Here is a 15,172-nt window from a genome sequence, read left to right as displayed (position 1 = left end):
TATCCTATAAATTGGAAAGAATATTCTAAAGTTGATGATACTAATAGTGGTACTTTTATGTATCTTGTAAATAGGATAAGTAAATAAAATTAGGAGATAGATTATGTTTAAACCAATTCGTATAAAGATAAATGAAATAGACCATAGTGCTGCAGAAGCTTTATTACAATCTAATCGTCGTGGAATTATTGCCATGAATGGTGTTGAGGGTTATCCTTATGCTATTCCTATTAATTATTTTTATGATTGTGATAATAAAAAGATTTATTTTCATGGAGCTAAAGCTGGTCATAAAGTAGAGTCATTGAAAACTTCAGATAAGGTATGTTTTACCGTATATGGTAATGAGAGAATTGATGAATCTGAATCCTGGGCGCCGTATGTACAAAGTGTAGTCGTATTTGGAAGATGTCGTTTGCTAGAGGCAGGTTCAGAATCTATAGATCGATTAAAAGAATTTGCTATGAAATATTATCCTAGTGAGCAGCTTGTAGACAAAAATATTGCTCATGCTGGTAGAGCAGTTCAAATGTTTGAAATCACCATTGAACATATGAGTGGTAAACAAGTACAAGAGAAATAATAGATTAGCCCTTCGTTTATACGAAGGGCTTTTACTATACACTCATACTTATAAATGTAATATAATGTAATTAGTGATAATCATTTTAAATATATAGTTCTTAGGAGAGAGTCATGATACAGTTAAAAGATTTAGGTACCTTTGAATCTGTACCTGAAATAGTAATAGATATCGTAAAAGGCAATATCGTAGCTTTAGAAAATGCATTAGCAGAGGGTTGGGATATTAATATACCTATAGAAATTGGTGAGTATAGTGAGCATACACCTTTAGAATTAGCTCTTGTTATGTGTTGCTTGCCAAGTATTCAATGGTTAGTCGATAATGGCGCTGATCTAAATGATGAGGAAAATCCAAGTTTTTTGCTTGCTGTTAGATATGGGAATCAAGCGATTATCGATTACGTCGTAGAACATGGTGCTAATGTTCACGCCTTGAACCGTGTGAAAGTAGATGCCTTTCAAGCTGCCTTATATGGCAAGAAATATAATCACTTACAGATTATTCATGACTTAGGCCATACGGTACAGAAATATGGCGGTAAAGCTTTCAGAAATGCCATTACAGATAGAAATTATGATGTTCTAGATTTCTTTATTCGTAATGGTGTAGATATTAACTACAACAAGCCTGATTCTGTGTATCCCTTTAAGCCAACCCCATTGTGTGTAGCAGCACGGTATGTGGATTTAAAAATGTGTAAGTATTTGGTAGAACATGGCGCTGATGTGACCATCACAGAAAAGGATGGTATGCGTCCCTATAGCATTGCTATTGAAAAGGGCGATATGGAAATGGCAGAGTATTTTAAATCATTAGAGCCTGCTGAGTTCCATGATATACAAAATAAAATGGATCAATTAAAGCCATTTAAACTACCAAAGGCGTTAGTATCGTTTTTAGAGGGAGATACTCTCTATTTTGAATTGCCAGACTCTGATTTTATATCTATAGAGTTCTTCTCACTTACTGATACGATTCTATTTAAATTAGGTCGCCGTAATGTATTACGTTTATCTAAAGAACTAGGTGAGTATAATGATTGGCAAATTGTGTGGGACCCTAAGTCTAAAAAGATTTCTTGTTATGATGTAGAACATCAAGAACTACGAGAGCTTTGTAAATTTGAAGAGTTTATGTCCGATATGGCAGGTCAATTAGAAACCTTGTTTTAGGGGATATCGTAAAGGAGAGGCAATACATATGACACATACATTTGAGAAAACATATACGGATTGGTCCATTGATGTAGGCACCTATAAATATGAAGGTATTACACTGAATGAAGTTGAACAAAATCTGTATGCTATTGAGGACCAAGAGCGAGACTTTGTAGTTATTTCTCCATCAAAGGCAATCTCCATAGATAATAAACTATATAACTTTGTACAGGTTTGTAGTGATCATGATACTGATTTATTACATATAGAGCTTAGTGTAACTAATGATGGTGACCGAGGTGCTATCATATATGGTAAGAATGAGCTGGGCCATCAAGAGGTATTACAGATAATAGAAGATTTTATTGCACATCGTAAGGTTCCTACATTAAATAGTTGGGAAATCGTGTTAGATTTAAGACCGAAGATGGAAAGCTATGTAAAGGGGACAAACGATGACTGATCCTGCAATATATTTTGGATAATGAATTCAAAGATTCACATTACTTTGCCATAGATGGATGATATATTTTCTAAAAATTAAGTTACTACAAATAGTATACGGAGCCCATTATGTTATATTCACCGAATAACCTTTTGTATAAGTATATTCGCTATCGATTTAGACGGATTCAGATAGAATGTAATATGGTATACGATGTAACACCAGAGGAAGAAGATGAGATTTGCCGTGATCTGTTAAAAAAGAGAGCGAAGATATTGATTCCAGTTGGCATAGTATATTGTTTGATCTTTGCTGTAAGTTTCGTTTGGCTATTAGGAACAAGTGAGGAATTAAACCCGCTAATGCAATGGGAGATAAAAGTCTTTGACTATGTCACACCCATTTTAAATAATATCGATTTTAAGTGGTATGCATATTCACTTGACCTATTGAGAGTAGCACTTATTTTAGCGCCTATAGGGATTATAAATGTATCTCCTTATATCATTTTTTCCTATATGGTTGATACCATTTTGATACGACGCAGGGTAAAAGCTTTAATTAAAGAATATTCCACTGATGAGAAACAATTTGATTGAAGTAACATATTTGACTAGGAGCGAGTATTATGAGTAATCTAAAAAACTTTGATTGGAATGGGTTTTGGAACGATGTTGATTATGCATTTGAATCTTATATAGGTAAACCTGTTACGGATAAGGATATTAAGGATGCTGAATCTGAGCTAGGCTATACATTACCTGCAACATATATTGAATTACTTAACAATCATAATGGCGGTGTATTGAATAAGAACTGCTTTATAAATAATAATGGCGACTGTGTATATGTAACAGGCATATATGGCATCGATAGAGATAAAAAATACTCTCTTATAGGTGAGATGGGTAATGAGTTTTGGATTTCTAAATGGGAGTATCCTCCTATCGGTATCGTTGTAGCCGATACGATTTCTGGTGGGCATGATATGATTTTCCTCGATTATCGTGAGTGTGGTCCTACTGGTGAACCTAAGGTAGTACGTGTTGACCAAGAAGGTGATTACTCAATCACTCTGTTAGCAGATAACTTTGGTGACTTTATTAAGAACTTATATATCAGTATTGAAGAGATTACGGATGAAGAATTTCAATCTTTAAGTGATGAGGAAAAGGTTAAGCTCCTTAATGAACAAGAGGACCTAGATGTTGATCGTACTATGGAGCTGTTAACTAACATCGGTATCGATAATTTGTCGCCTATATTACTAAGCACCTTAGGACGTATGTATAACAATAATGGTCGACCAGAAGAGGCTATCGAGTTATTTGATCGTATAGATGAGGCACATCGTGATTGGTCTTGGTATTATCGTTGTGGCTATGCTCATGCGTCTTTAGCATGTGGTGAAAGCTACGAATCTGAACATGTACAGAAAGCTTTACAGTTAATAGAGACGGCCATGAAAATGACAAAAGAAGACCACTTAGATAAACAACTTGGTTGGTGTTGTGAAGTTGTAAAATATCTATTAACTCAAATTAAGCCAAAAGAGTACAAGGCGGATTATCCTGTAATATTTGAAACCATTGAAAATTTCTACGATAAGAAAAATTGTAAAGATACTACAGAACGTAAAGATACTGAAGCTATTAATGAATATGAAGAAGTTAACTATCCTACATATGATGAAGTCCATTGGGTATTTAATAAACATACGTATAGCAGAGAAGAGTTTTCAAAAGAATACAATAAAGTAGTAGAGAAATATGTAAGTGTATATGTTGAAGGAGCAAGGTGCTAAGGACCAAGGTTGTTATAACTACTTAAAAGATATAATGCGTATAGAGGAATTTAGGGATAAGAGTGATAAATTTATTGAAGGTTATACAATTAAGATAACTAGTGAAATATCTTATCTAAAGCCTCCGACAAAAGTAAATTGTACATACGCCGAATTTTCTATTGAGGAGGGTTCCATTAAAACTGGATGTATGAATACGATTTATAGATATTATCTTAATCAACTGATTTATAATTATCATCTAAATCGTTTTTCAAAAATTGTGGAAATAGGATTGTCTACAAACTTGTTCGCTTCATTAATATAACGACGAACCATATTAACACTATGATGACGTGTTTGACGCATAATATTACGTTCTTCCACACCATAAGCTGCAGCAGTTGTTGCAAAGCCATGACGTAAACTATGGGCTCCATACATAGATGGATCAAGACCAATGAGAGAAACATATTTCTTTACAATTTCTGCAATCATCTTATCGGATATAGCCGTTTTACGAAGTGACATATTTTTAGTAAAACCTCTAAATATAGGGCCTTCAGAAATACCAGAAGCACGTAACCATTGTTGTAAGGCCTTCACAGCATCTAAAGGGGAGCCAGGTATATGAGGAATGGCTACCACAGCACCTTGACCTTCTTGGTCCGCTTTTGAGGATGGCACAAAGATTTCAACACCTTGCGGAGAAAACTGTAGATGCTCTACTGTAATAGCTGCAATTTCACTACGACGAAAAGCACCCATAAATCCAATTAAAAGAATGGCCTTATCTCGTAATAGCTGTAATTCAGGTACATCTAGTTTAGTCATACAATCTAGAATATCTTCGATATCTTCTAATAGAACTGGTGTCTTACCTTGTTGGAATGTACCTTTTAAACGTCTAATCCCTCGTAACGCTTGTTTTACGATTGGTGCCATACATGGATTATCCCGATGTCCAGAGGCATTATAATTCTCAGATATAGCGCTAATACGACGAGAGATTGTATTTGCCTTAGCATAATCAGCAAGATCATTAATATAGTTAACTATGGTTTCTGGTGTAGCCGGAAAATAAGATACCTTTTGATAGGTACACCAATCTACGAAATCATCCCAATCCGATTCGTAAGCATCCACAGTATTTTCAGCCTTAGATAGTAATATACTTTGCTTGGCTTTCATAGACAACTTTGTACTATTCAAAAGCGCATCATTATTGCGCAAATAGAAATGTTTTTGTTGTTCCTTAGACTCTGACATAATTCACCCTTACCCCTAAAAATATCAATATAATTGTACCATAGAATAGGTACTTATATGCTATAATTAGAGAATATAATGACTAATTTGGGAGAGTTTATAATACAATGAGTAAAAAACATATAATATTAGGGACTATGCTTGTCCTGCTGAGTACGAGCGGCTGCTCATACATCCCAACAGAAAATACATCGTATGGTGTATTTTACAATGATACAGATCTATCTAATACACCAAAGGGTGAATTACAAGATCGAATACAAGAACTAAATAGTAAAATACCACAACAGACTATATCCATTGATATGGGGAATAATAAAAAACAACAGGCTACGTATCATGATTTAGGTATTCAAGTAGATACTGAGGCTGTAGTAAAAGCTATTTCTACATATGGGTATGAAGATGATTGGTGGACATTACTTTCACATAGATTTAATGCCTTATATTATGGCCAACATTTTAAACCACAATATAAGCTAGACGAGGTAAAAAGCAAAACTTACCTTACAGAACTTGCCAAATCAATTGATACGCCAGGACATGATGCATATCTAACCATTGAGAATGGTCAAGTTGTATTCCATCCTGCTAAAGAAGGTAAACGCATTGATATTGATGCAACCTTACAAAACCTTAAGGATCAATTACAATCTGGAGAAAGCATCACATCTCTATCTATGGTATTTACCACAAAAAATACTATTAAGGTTACTGATTCTGATTTAAAACCATTAAATACCGTTCTAGCATCCTTTAGTACAGATTTTGATCCAAATAATGAAAGCAGAACACATAACATTCAACTCGCATCTGATAAAATCAATGGTACATTGATTAAACCTGGTGCAGTATTCTCCTTTAACGATGTTGTAGGCGAGCGTACTGCTGAGGCTGGCTATGATGATGCACCGGTAATGATTGATGGCAAATTAGTTCCAGGTATTGGTGGTGGCATTTGCCAAGTTAGTTCTACCATCTTTAATACAGCCTTATTATCTGGCATGAATATTGTAGAACGTACACCTCACTTTGAACCTGTTGGATATATTCAAGCTGGTCGTGATGCTACAGTAGCATGGGGCTATTTAGACTTTAAGTTTAGAAATCCATACCAACAATCCATTTATATTCTCAGTGTGATGAATCATGGTACACTAACCATCTATATTATAGGTACTGCTCAAGACAAGCCTAAAAATGTATCTATTTCAGTTGGTGATCGTAGTGAAATACCAAATAAGACAATTACACGCGTAGATCCATCTTTAAAAGAAAAAGAAGTACAAGAGGGGCATGTAGGCTTAACAATGAATACGTATAGAACCATAACATATGGTAACTGGGTTACACAAACTGATTCCTTTGAATCTGTATATGACCCAGTAGATACGATCATAACAATGCCACCTGAAGGTTCAACTAAAAAATCAGATAAAAAGAAACCATAATTAAAGATTTTATTAAATATAGCCTAAACTATTGACCATGAGGTATAAATAGTTTAGGCTATTATTTGGATGTAATTGAGAAACCAATATATACATATTACAAAGTATATGGAAATCCAATACAGAATATTGAGGATATAATCTATTCTCAATCATTCTCAGTAATTATCATTTAGTAAAATAGAAGAGGAAACTATGGACACAATCTTACAATTTGATCACTCCTTGATCTTCTATGTACATGACCATCTTGTATATAGTTTTTTAACACCAATTATGGCATTTATTTCAAAAATTACTGGCAGCGGTGCCTTATGGATTGTCATTGCCTTATTATTGATGTTACAGAAAAAATATCGTGTATTAGGCGTTGCGATAATAATTGCATTAGGATTTGTATTTATCATTGGTGACCAAGGTTTAAAACCACATGTAGCTCGATTAAGGCCATTTGTAGATTTTCCTAATGTAACAGTACCATTAGAGTCTGCATTACCAAAAGCAAATAGTTATTCATTCCCGTCAGGCCATAGTTTTGGTTCATTTGCATCTGCCATGACCATTTACCTAGGCTTGAGTCAAATAGCGCCTCAGAAGCGATATTTGGGAATTATAGCATTACTTGGGTCATTAGTAGTAGCATTTTCTAGAGTATATCTATTTGTACATTATCCAACAGATGTATTAACAGGCTTAGTATTGGGAATCATCGTAGGCTTTATTGCATGGAAGCTTGCAAGAATCGGTTGGAATTGGTGGACTAACCGTCATAATGATGTAGAATACGAACCATACACATTTAAACGTAAATAAGCTTAAATAGCTAAAAAACTATATAATATAAGGGATTGGGCCATATAGGCCCAATTTTCTTTATATAATTACTTCCGATAATATATCGTTATCGGAAGTAATTTTCAAACTAAAGTTTTACTATTATAGATGTATGTGTAGAATTATTATTATTTAATTTTAAATACATATTGAAATTTTTGATATAACGTTGTAAAATAAGCATATAAATTATGTAATTTACTCATATTAACTCTCGCGGAGGTATTATATGTGCTGGTGTGATATCGTAAGTAAAGCTAAAATTGGCAGTTTAAAACATTTAGGTAATGGTATGGAAGGTTCTTTAAGATTTTTAGCAGAAATCATTGTAGGTCTTAGTATCCTTCGTGTATTAGCAAACTGGATTTTTGGTATTTAAACTTGAAAATAATATTGTCATAGAAAAAGACGCTTAAATACTAAGCGTCTTTTTTATATGTTAAGTTTATAAGGATTTCCTCTAAAAATTTTGATTAATCTTAATCTTACTATTGATATGCTTCGCTGCAATCAATATATTCCATAATCAATTGGCAGATTTGACCATCTTTATCAAATGCCCAGTATACAGGGTATAAACCATCACCAAAGCCAGATTGAATCATCGGCACAGTCAATTCGGTTTCAGGAATTGTAAAGTTAATCCAGTCCCCTTTAGAGCGTTGGTATTGAGGATATGCCATAGCATTTAATTGGAATAAATCGCTATAGTAATCATCGTAAATGTTCTTATCCGGATAGTTAGTATGCCATTGATCGTAAAACTTTCTGTAGGTCTCAATAGTTTCAGCATCAACTACTGTAGCAAGACCAGAATCTACAGGGAATCCAATGTAGCTTTCACCATCATCAAGATCTGTTAAATCTTCTGTACCTTTTAATGCTAATTCATAATTCACAGGCTCATTACCACTAAAAACAACGCGGCTTGCTACATAACGGTATTCATTAGGTTCCATTTCAATAATTTTTGTTTCCAACAAGTACGTACCTGGTTCTACCGTTCTAATATATGTATCCGGTTTATTAGGTAGTGTCACCAAAGGATCACAGCATGTAATATGGCCTGTTGGGAATGTTACAGTCCACATAGGTAATGTATGCAATGGAAATCCTTTTAACTCTTTACGGTTAAATAAATCATGATATGGTACGGTAGGTTTTAATTTACCTTCAGAACCTAAACGATTAAACGCTTGAATCCATTCACTTGTTAATTTAGATTGATCCATGTTACTCCTCTGCTTCGTGTTTACAATGTACATACTCGCCTTCTAACACTTCGTAGGCTGCGGTTTTGCGAATAATTTGTTTAACTAATGTATCTAACTTTGAACCATTTGTATAGTCTGCAGGTGCATAATAACGTATACGGTGATGACGCATCATCTTATACACCTTATCTTTATCCTTCTTAACAGGATCATAAACACCTATAGAATGACCACCATTAGCATTAACCAAGCTCATGCAAGGAATATCTGTATCACTATCCCCAATATATATCATATTACGGAATGGGACACGTTGATCTTCAGGCTTAACATAATCATTAACACCTGTGTCATTGATATCTAAAATTCCTTTTTGAATACGGAATAAAAACTGTGTTTTATTTGTATAGTTAATGGCTTGTGCAGGCCATACTGCTACGCCTTTGTCGTCGAACATGAATGCACTGGCATAGATTTTGGTGAAAGCTCCCTCTTTCGCCATTTCAGTACCTTCTATCATCTCTTTTAAACCAGAAGATATGATGTAATGTTCAATGCGTACACCGTGTTCTAAACCATATTCACGAATACGTTCAAACCAAGTGCGAACACCTTCATATAGTTCCACTTGATTGCCATATTCCATAAGCTTTTCTCGAGTTACATAAAAACGGCCCACTGCTTCTTGAATCATCTTGTACATATAAGCCAAATTATTATCCATATCATTTTTCTTAGCCAGTTGATTAGATTCTTGCCAGAACTGTTTGATTTGCTCTTCATCATAGCCAACAGATTGGATAAAGCCTTGTGCCTGCATATCATCAGGTGTTAAGGTCTTATCAAAATCATAACACATAGCTAGTACTGGCATAGACGATTCAGATGATTGTAATGATGCTTTACTGTCAGTCTTATAGGTGATCATACTCCACCTCCTTGTAATAATACATAAACAATTAAAAGTAGTTTAACTCTCTTATATTCTTGAGGTGACCCAACCCCTTTTGTCTATATTTTACACGATACGTCAACGCTATAGGCGTAAAAGCAGGTCATAATTCTCCTTAAAATAAAGAATCTTGTGTGTAATTTGTATCTACAATCCAGCTTTTTTCCGCACTTTCTTTAATAATTGCTGTTTTTGAAAGTTTTCCAATAAGTAAGCTAGAGTTCGGATCATGTAATAAGCAATTTTGGCGAACTGCAGCCTGATTTGTATTGGCATAACAATAGCGACAAAAATGGCTACAAGTATCATAGGCACCTATATCACCATGTAAATAACAATTACACTCTAGTCTAGCTGGTGTACGTTTCGGTGCTTTTAATTTTACGTTCCAAGCACGTTCATAACAGTCTAGCGTAAAACAGCCCTCTGTATTAACACCTAATTCTTTGAAAATGTCCCCTTCTCCACAGGTTTTAAGTATCATATGATGAGAATGAGCTATAGATACTAACTCTTTAATAATCTTTGTTTGAATATCTAAACTCGGTCTATAACCTTCGGGAAAGTTCTGAGCTACCTTCTCAAAAATATCTAAGAAACTTACAACTACCGTATCTGTATATCCTTCGAGGGCTTTAGCCATTTTATAAAAGCTTTCAAAATGAAAATCAACTGTATAGTTGTGGGTTAAAATAATAGGATCATAACGCCACACCATGGACTGAGGATTACGTTTTGTAGATATGTGTTTAAATCCGTCTATTACTAAATCCACTTGTGGTACATTAGTCTCTATATCTGCTCCATATGGAGTTATAGTCATATGCCAATACTGTCTATAATCATTTATTTCATGTAAGAGCGGAATGAAAGGCAACGGATTCTTTGTACAAAACGCAATACCATCTACAACCTCATGATTGATAGGATATCGTGTTATCTGCATTGGATTATAGGGATTGCGTACATCTACAAATCCTTGGCGGACGCGATTAATTAACCATTGCCCATAAAAGGCAGGAATATCCGTACGTTGTCCCGTCTGCAAAATCATTGTCCTGCCCTTTCATAAAACAAAAATATAGATGTATTATATCATATTCAATATTAATTATTTATGTAGTAAGTGTGATATTTATAGTATGGTACATTCTCATTTTATGGTACTATTAAGTGTATTAAAAATGAGGAGAACAAAAAGATGAACGATATATTTGAAAAGAATCATCCTATGAAGGATGACAAAGAGTTTATTACCGCTTATTGGAGCGATCGAGCACGTGATTTTGGGTCATTGCGAGCTAAAGAATTAGAAAGCCCTAAACTTAAATTATGGAGAGATGAACTAACGAGTCATATCTTTGATTCTGATCGCTCTTTACGTATTTTAGACATTGGTTGTGGTGCAGGCTTCTTTAGTATTATCCTCTCTCAACTAGGACATACAGTACACGGCATCGATATTACGCCTAATATGATAGACGAAGCAAATCAACTGGCAGAATCCCTTGATTGTGATGCTACCTTCTCCGTCATGGATGCTGAAAATCTCAGCTTTGACTCCAATACCTTTGATATCGTTGTAGCCCGCAATGTAACATGGAACTTACCACATCCAGATAAAGCCTATGCTGAATGGTTACGCATCATTCGTCCAGGCGGTTTAATCCTCAATTATGATGCGGAACATGCTCGCAATCACCATGACTTACCACAATCTGTTCATCATGCCCATGAGCATGTAAGCAATGACTTAAAAGAGCGGTGCCATACGATTTATCATATGCTTGAAATTTCATCCTTTACACGCCCTCAATGGGATAAAGAAGTGCTCACAAAATTAGGTGCTAGCTCCGTCACTATTGACTCCACAGTAGGTCCTCGTATTTACAACGAAGAAGATGAATTTTATATTCCTGTACCAATGTTCTTGGTGAAAGTAATAAAATAGCATTCAAAGTAAAACATTACAAAATAAACCCACTCCATGTGATATGTACCCCTTTTATTAGGTATCTAATAAAGGAATATATCATACTATGAGTGGGTTTTATTTTATTTATTATTTCTTATTGTCTTTAATGATAGAGTCATCAAAGTTATAGGTTGTTATAAACTTTGTTTTAGGATTTGCTGCATTGCCAATCTCTTCTAAATATTTATTAGAAGCTACTTGAAGATCTTTCTTATACGCATCGGCTAATGTTTGTAAATTGTTCGTTTCGTTTACTCGTTTAAAGGTTTGATCCATAAATTTAATAGTATCTGTTTTTGAATCATAAATAAGAGCAGTATTTGGTATGCCAGTAATATCCATCTTAATTGTATTAGAATTTGAGCTATCTGCATTACCTACTATATCGTTAGCACTCATTACAAGTGTAAGTGCCGTAATATAATTTAGACGAGTTTCCTTTATATCCCCTACCATTTGAGTAGATTCAATAACAGGTCTCTTTTCAGGCGTCGTATATTGATAGTTATAAGCTTTCATATCTGCTGTATAAATCGTCTTACTATCATTTCGAGCTGTAAGATTCATCGTAAAAATAGGCGTGTCAACAGCACTCACTACATTTTGAACGGTATAGCCTGAGTAAGCAATCCATTCCCCTTCAGGTCCTTTAGGCTGAGAAGACGCACTATTACTACTACAACCAGCTAATATCAACAAACTAACTAAGGCGATACAAAGTGAAAGGTATTGAAGTATTCTTTTTAGCATAGCAGTACCTCGCATACAAACTTATATTATATAAATACAAACCTAACTAGTACTAAACTAGACAAGAAAAAGCTAATCAATTACAGCTATAGTTTTTTTAATATATTAGTTACTGAAATACTCTTGAGCCTTAGTGATTTCTGCACGAAGTTTTTCTTCATCAATAGTAAGCAATTCTTTGTCTTTCATAAGAACTTTGCCACCTACAATTGTAGTATTTACATCAGAACTGTTAGCAGAGTATACAAGTGCCGCTAAATCGTTGTAACGAGGCATCCAGTGCATACCAGATACGTCATATAGCACGATATCTGCACGATAGCCTTTCGCTAATACACCAAGATCAGTATAACCAAGGGCTTTTGCGCCTTCTACAGTGCCCATATGCCAAGCTGCTTGTGCAGGAATGGCTTTAGGATCGTAGAGACGTGCTTTATGTAGAGTAGCAGCAAGGCGTACTTCTTCGAGCATATCCGCGTTATTATTAGATGCGGAACCATCCGTACCAAGACCAACGGTTATACCTTTACCGATCATTTCAGGCACAGGTGCAATACCACTTGCTAATTTTAGGTTAGATTGCGGATTATGTGCTACTGCTACATTATTTTCAGCCATAATTGACATATCTTCATCTGTAACATGAACACAGTGTGCAGCTAATGTAGTATTCCAGAATAAACCTAGGTCATGCATATGAGCGATTGGAGTTTTACCTGTAGCTTTCATTACATTCTCCACTTCCCCTTTAGTTTCGGACAAGTGCATGTGAATGCCACAGTTTAATTCATGAGATAAGGAGATAACCTTCTCCATATAAGCATCTGGACAAGTATATGGCGCATGTGGTCCTAATAATACCTTGATGCGGTCATTATCAAAGCCATTCCATGTGCGGAATAAATCAGCATTCTCAACTAATGCTTGATCTGCTGTTGGGGATACACCTGCTAAGCCACGAGATAGTACGGCGCGAATACCCGTTTCTTTTACTACCTCAGCAGTAGTATTCATAAAGAAATACATATCGCTAAAGGTTGTTGTACCAGAACGCAACATTTCAGCGATGCCAAGTTGTGTACCATACCGTACATATTCATCGTTAAGCTTTGCCTCAGTAGGCCAAATAGCCGTTTCTAGCCAGTCCATGAGCTCAAGATCGTCTGCATAGTTTCTAAATAAACCCATTGCAATGTGCGTATGTGTATTAATAAGACCTGGAGCAGCCAATTGGCCTTTCCCATCTAATACATCCTTAGCAGACTCTTTAGCCTTTTCTACTTCACTATTCTTTACAATAGCAGTAATAAAGCCATTTTCAATTTCAATGGCATGATTCTTGAGAACGCCCTCATTAGTTAAGACGTCTATATTGGTAATCAATAAATCAGACATAAGCTTCCTCATAGGTATAACCGAGCTGAAATAGCTCGGTTATATTTGGTTAATTAATTTACTTTTGTAAGGTAATCGATTTGATCTTGTGTTAAGGAATCTAAATCGTAACCCATGGAATTTAATTTAAGTTTTGCAATTTCCGCATCTAATTCATGAGGCAATACATATACCTCAGGGTCCATATCTTTACCATTATGCAAAATATGTTCTGCTGCAAGCGCTTGCATAGCAAAGGATAAATCCATAATTTCTGCAGGGTGACCATCACCAGCTGCAAGGTTAACAAGGCGACCTTCAGCCAATACATAGAGTTTACGACCATCTGCCATAGTATAGCCTTCGATGTTTTGACGAACACGTTCATGACTTACTGCAAGTTCTGTAAGATCAGCTACATTAACTTCACAATCAAAGTGACCAGCATTACATAAGATAGCTTTATCTTTCATTACTTCATAATGTTCTTTTACAATAACATCTTTACAACCTGTTACAGTACAGAAAATATCCCCTACTTTAGCAGCTTCAATCATAGGCAATACTTTGAAACCATCGAATACAGCTTCAATAGCTTTGATTGGATCTACTTCAGTTACATATACATGAGCACCAAGGCCTTTTGCACGCATAGCAACGCCTTTACCACACCAACCATAACCAGCAACAACCACGTTTTTACCTGTTACTGTTAAGTTTGTAGTACGCATAATACCATCCCAAACGGATTGACCTGTACCATAACGATTATCAAAAAGATATTTACAGTAGGAATCGTTTACTGCAATCATAGGGAATGTCAATTGTTTAGCATTCTCTAATGCATATAGACGATGTACACCTGTTGTAGTTTCTTCACTACCGCCTAACAAACGTTCTTTTGCATCTTGGCGTGTTGTGTGCAACAAGTTTACCAAGTCCCCACCATCATCGATAATAATGTGTGGTTTATGATCAAGAGCCTTGTTAAGGAAGTTGAAATATTCTTCCTCAGTACAATCATACCAAGCATATACAGTTAGACCCATATCAACGAGACCAGCCGCAACATCGTCTTGCGTAGATAATGGATTGGAACCAGTTACAATAACATCAGCGCCACCGCGTTTTAATACAGTAGCTAAATATGCTGTTTTTGCTTCCAAGTGAACACTTACGACAATAGTTTGACCTTTGAAAGTTTGTTCTGCTTCAAAACGATCGCCCAATGTATTCAATGTAGGCATAAAGTTAGAAACCCAATCAATTTTTTTACGGCCTTCTGCAGCTAAATTAATATCTTTAATTAAAGATTGCATAATAACTCCTTTTACTAATATGAGTTGATATAGTTAAAATAAAGATTTGATAATAAACCCAAT

15 protein-coding genes and 1 pseudogene are annotated in these 15,172 nt (G+C 35.2%); 9 read left to right on the top strand and 7 right to left on the bottom strand.

What is annotated here, in order from left to right; genetic code table 11:
• Positions 1 to 103: 103 nt before the first annotated feature.
• The 5 genes and pseudogenes from KH109_RS06475 to KH109_RS06455 all read left to right on the top strand — a co-directional run.
• A complete protein-coding gene (locus KH109_RS06475) occupies positions 104 to 583 on the top strand; it encodes a pyridoxamine 5'-phosphate oxidase family protein (protein ID WP_105085463.1) in 480 nt (159 codons plus the stop codon).
• A gap of 113 nt (positions 584 to 696) precedes the next feature.
• The gene (locus KH109_RS06470) at positions 697 to 1,758 is read left to right on the top strand and encodes an ankyrin repeat domain-containing protein (RefSeq protein ID WP_123137933.1); all 1,062 of its coding nucleotides are present in this window, start codon (positions 697 to 699) and stop codon (positions 1,756 to 1,758) included.
• A 28-nt stretch (positions 1,759 to 1,786) separates the two neighbouring features.
• Complete coding sequence (locus KH109_RS06465) at positions 1,787 to 2,206, top strand: bacteriocin (protein WP_295216957.1); 420 nt, start codon at positions 1,787 to 1,789, stop codon at positions 2,204 to 2,206.
• Positions 2,207 to 2,316: 110 nt separating this feature from the next.
• Complete coding sequence (locus tag KH109_RS06460; protein ID WP_295216954.1) at positions 2,317 to 2,787, top strand: glycosyl transferase family 4; 471 nt, start codon at positions 2,317 to 2,319, stop codon at positions 2,785 to 2,787.
• Positions 2,788 to 2,816: 29 nt separating this feature from the next.
• Positions 2,817 to 3,962 (top strand): annotated as a pseudogene (locus tag KH109_RS06455) (SMI1/KNR4 family protein); the annotation flags it as partial.
• Positions 3,963 to 4,229: 267 nt separating this feature from the next.
• Here the strand turns inward: KH109_RS06455 and KH109_RS06450 are convergent.
• Positions 4,230 to 5,240: a site-specific integrase gene (locus tag KH109_RS06450; protein WP_295216952.1), complete on the bottom strand. Its 1,011-nt coding sequence runs from the start codon at positions 5,238 to 5,240 to the stop codon at positions 4,230 to 4,232.
• A gap of 107 nt (positions 5,241 to 5,347) precedes the next feature.
• On the opposite strand from KH109_RS06450, the gene KH109_RS06445 reads away from it, so the two are divergent.
• The 3 genes from KH109_RS06445 to KH109_RS06435 all read left to right on the top strand — a co-directional run bounded on the left by KH109_RS06445 (position 5,348) and on the right by KH109_RS06435 (position 7,904).
• A complete protein-coding gene (locus tag KH109_RS06445) occupies positions 5,348 to 6,691 on the top strand; it encodes a VanW family protein (protein WP_295216950.1) in 1,344 nt (447 codons plus the stop codon).
• 195 nt (positions 6,692 to 6,886) lie between these two features.
• Positions 6,887 to 7,504 (top strand): phosphatase PAP2 family protein, encoded by a 618-nt coding sequence (locus KH109_RS06440; protein WP_005386609.1) that lies wholly within the window; start codon positions 6,887 to 6,889, stop codon positions 7,502 to 7,504.
• A 250-nt stretch (positions 7,505 to 7,754) separates the two neighbouring features.
• The gene (locus KH109_RS06435) at positions 7,755 to 7,904 is read left to right on the top strand and encodes a hypothetical protein (RefSeq protein WP_295216948.1); all 150 of its coding nucleotides are present in this window, start codon (positions 7,755 to 7,757) and stop codon (positions 7,902 to 7,904) included.
• Positions 7,905 to 8,013: 109 nt separating this feature from the next.
• Here KH109_RS06435 and KH109_RS06430 read toward each other — a convergent pair whose 3' ends face one another.
• The 3 genes from KH109_RS06430 to KH109_RS06420 all read right to left on the bottom strand — a co-directional run bounded on the left by KH109_RS06430 (position 8,014) and on the right by KH109_RS06420 (position 10,745).
• The gene (locus tag KH109_RS06430; protein WP_295216945.1) at positions 8,014 to 8,757 is read right to left on the bottom strand and encodes a DUF4241 domain-containing protein; all 744 of its coding nucleotides are present in this window, start codon (positions 8,755 to 8,757) and stop codon (positions 8,014 to 8,016) included.
• A 1-nt stretch (position 8,758) separates the two neighbouring features.
• On the bottom strand, positions 8,759 to 9,667 hold the full coding sequence (locus KH109_RS06425) for an HAD family hydrolase (RefSeq protein WP_024066211.1): 909 nt from the start codon (positions 9,665 to 9,667) through the stop codon (positions 8,759 to 8,761).
• 139 nt (positions 9,668 to 9,806) lie between these two features.
• Positions 9,807 to 10,745, bottom strand: a complete 939-nt coding sequence (locus KH109_RS06420) for a DUF1848 domain-containing protein (RefSeq protein ID WP_105094384.1) — start codon at positions 10,743 to 10,745, stop codon at positions 9,807 to 9,809.
• Between the two features lie 147 nt (positions 10,746 to 10,892).
• Here KH109_RS06420 and KH109_RS06415 point away from each other — a divergent pair, with 147 nt between their 5' ends.
• On the top strand, positions 10,893 to 11,642 hold the full coding sequence (locus tag KH109_RS06415) for a class I SAM-dependent methyltransferase (protein WP_105089203.1): 750 nt from the start codon (positions 10,893 to 10,895) through the stop codon (positions 11,640 to 11,642).
• Positions 11,643 to 11,753: 111 nt separating this feature from the next.
• Here KH109_RS06415 and KH109_RS06410 read toward each other — a convergent pair whose 3' ends face one another.
• The 3 genes from KH109_RS06410 to KH109_RS06400 form a co-directional block, all read right to left on the bottom strand.
• Complete coding sequence (locus KH109_RS06410; RefSeq protein ID WP_024066208.1) at positions 11,754 to 12,416, bottom strand: hypothetical protein; 663 nt, start codon at positions 12,414 to 12,416, stop codon at positions 11,754 to 11,756.
• Between the two features lie 105 nt (positions 12,417 to 12,521).
• Positions 12,522 to 13,811: an amidohydrolase gene (locus tag KH109_RS06405; RefSeq protein WP_295216940.1), complete on the bottom strand. Its 1,290-nt coding sequence runs from the start codon at positions 13,809 to 13,811 to the stop codon at positions 12,522 to 12,524.
• A gap of 53 nt (positions 13,812 to 13,864) precedes the next feature.
• Positions 13,865 to 15,109, bottom strand: coding sequence for an adenosylhomocysteinase (locus tag KH109_RS06400; protein WP_295216937.1), 1,245 nt, complete (start codon positions 15,107 to 15,109; stop codon positions 13,865 to 13,867).
• Positions 15,110 to 15,172 lie beyond the last annotated feature (63 nt).

The sequence above is a fragment of the Veillonella sp. genome, assembly GCF_018381775.1.
GTDB lineage: Bacteria > Bacillota > Negativicutes > Veillonellales > Veillonellaceae > Veillonella.
Note: the sequence above shows the minus strand (reverse complement) of the source record. Positions and strands in the feature narration are given on the sequence as shown.

Coding starts and splice junctions, on each gene's coding strand:
- KH109_RS06475 (WP_105085463.1), top strand. CDS start 104: ATGTTTAAACCAATTCGTATAAAGATAAATGAAATAGACCATAGTGCT.
- KH109_RS06470 (WP_123137933.1), top strand. CDS start 697: ATGATACAGTTAAAAGATTTAGGTACCTTTGAATCTGTACCTGAAATA.
- KH109_RS06465 (WP_295216957.1), top strand. CDS start 1,787: ATGACACATACATTTGAGAAAACATATACGGATTGGTCCATTGATGTA.
- KH109_RS06460 (WP_295216954.1), top strand. CDS start 2,317: ATGTTATATTCACCGAATAACCTTTTGTATAAGTATATTCGCTATCGA.
- KH109_RS06450 (WP_295216952.1), bottom strand. CDS start 5,240: ATGTCAGAGTCTAAGGAACAACAAAAACATTTCTATTTGCGCAATAAT.
- KH109_RS06445 (WP_295216950.1), top strand. CDS start 5,348: ATGAGTAAAAAACATATAATATTAGGGACTATGCTTGTCCTGCTGAGT.
- KH109_RS06440 (WP_005386609.1), top strand. CDS start 6,887: ATGGACACAATCTTACAATTTGATCACTCCTTGATCTTCTATGTACAT.
- KH109_RS06435 (WP_295216948.1), top strand. CDS start 7,755: ATGTGCTGGTGTGATATCGTAAGTAAAGCTAAAATTGGCAGTTTAAAA.
- KH109_RS06430 (WP_295216945.1), bottom strand. CDS start 8,757: ATGGATCAATCTAAATTAACAAGTGAATGGATTCAAGCGTTTAATCGT.
- KH109_RS06425 (WP_024066211.1), bottom strand. CDS start 9,667: ATGATCACCTATAAGACTGACAGTAAAGCATCATTACAATCATCTGAA.
- KH109_RS06420 (WP_105094384.1), bottom strand. CDS start 10,745: ATGATTTTGCAGACGGGACAACGTACGGATATTCCTGCCTTTTATGGG.
- KH109_RS06415 (WP_105089203.1), top strand. CDS start 10,893: ATGAACGATATATTTGAAAAGAATCATCCTATGAAGGATGACAAAGAG.
- KH109_RS06410 (WP_024066208.1), bottom strand. CDS start 12,416: ATGCTAAAAAGAATACTTCAATACCTTTCACTTTGTATCGCCTTAGTT.
- KH109_RS06405 (WP_295216940.1), bottom strand. CDS start 13,811: ATGTCTGATTTATTGATTACCAATATAGACGTCTTAACTAATGAGGGC.
- KH109_RS06400 (WP_295216937.1), bottom strand. CDS start 15,109: ATGCAATCTTTAATTAAAGATATTAATTTAGCTGCAGAAGGCCGTAAA.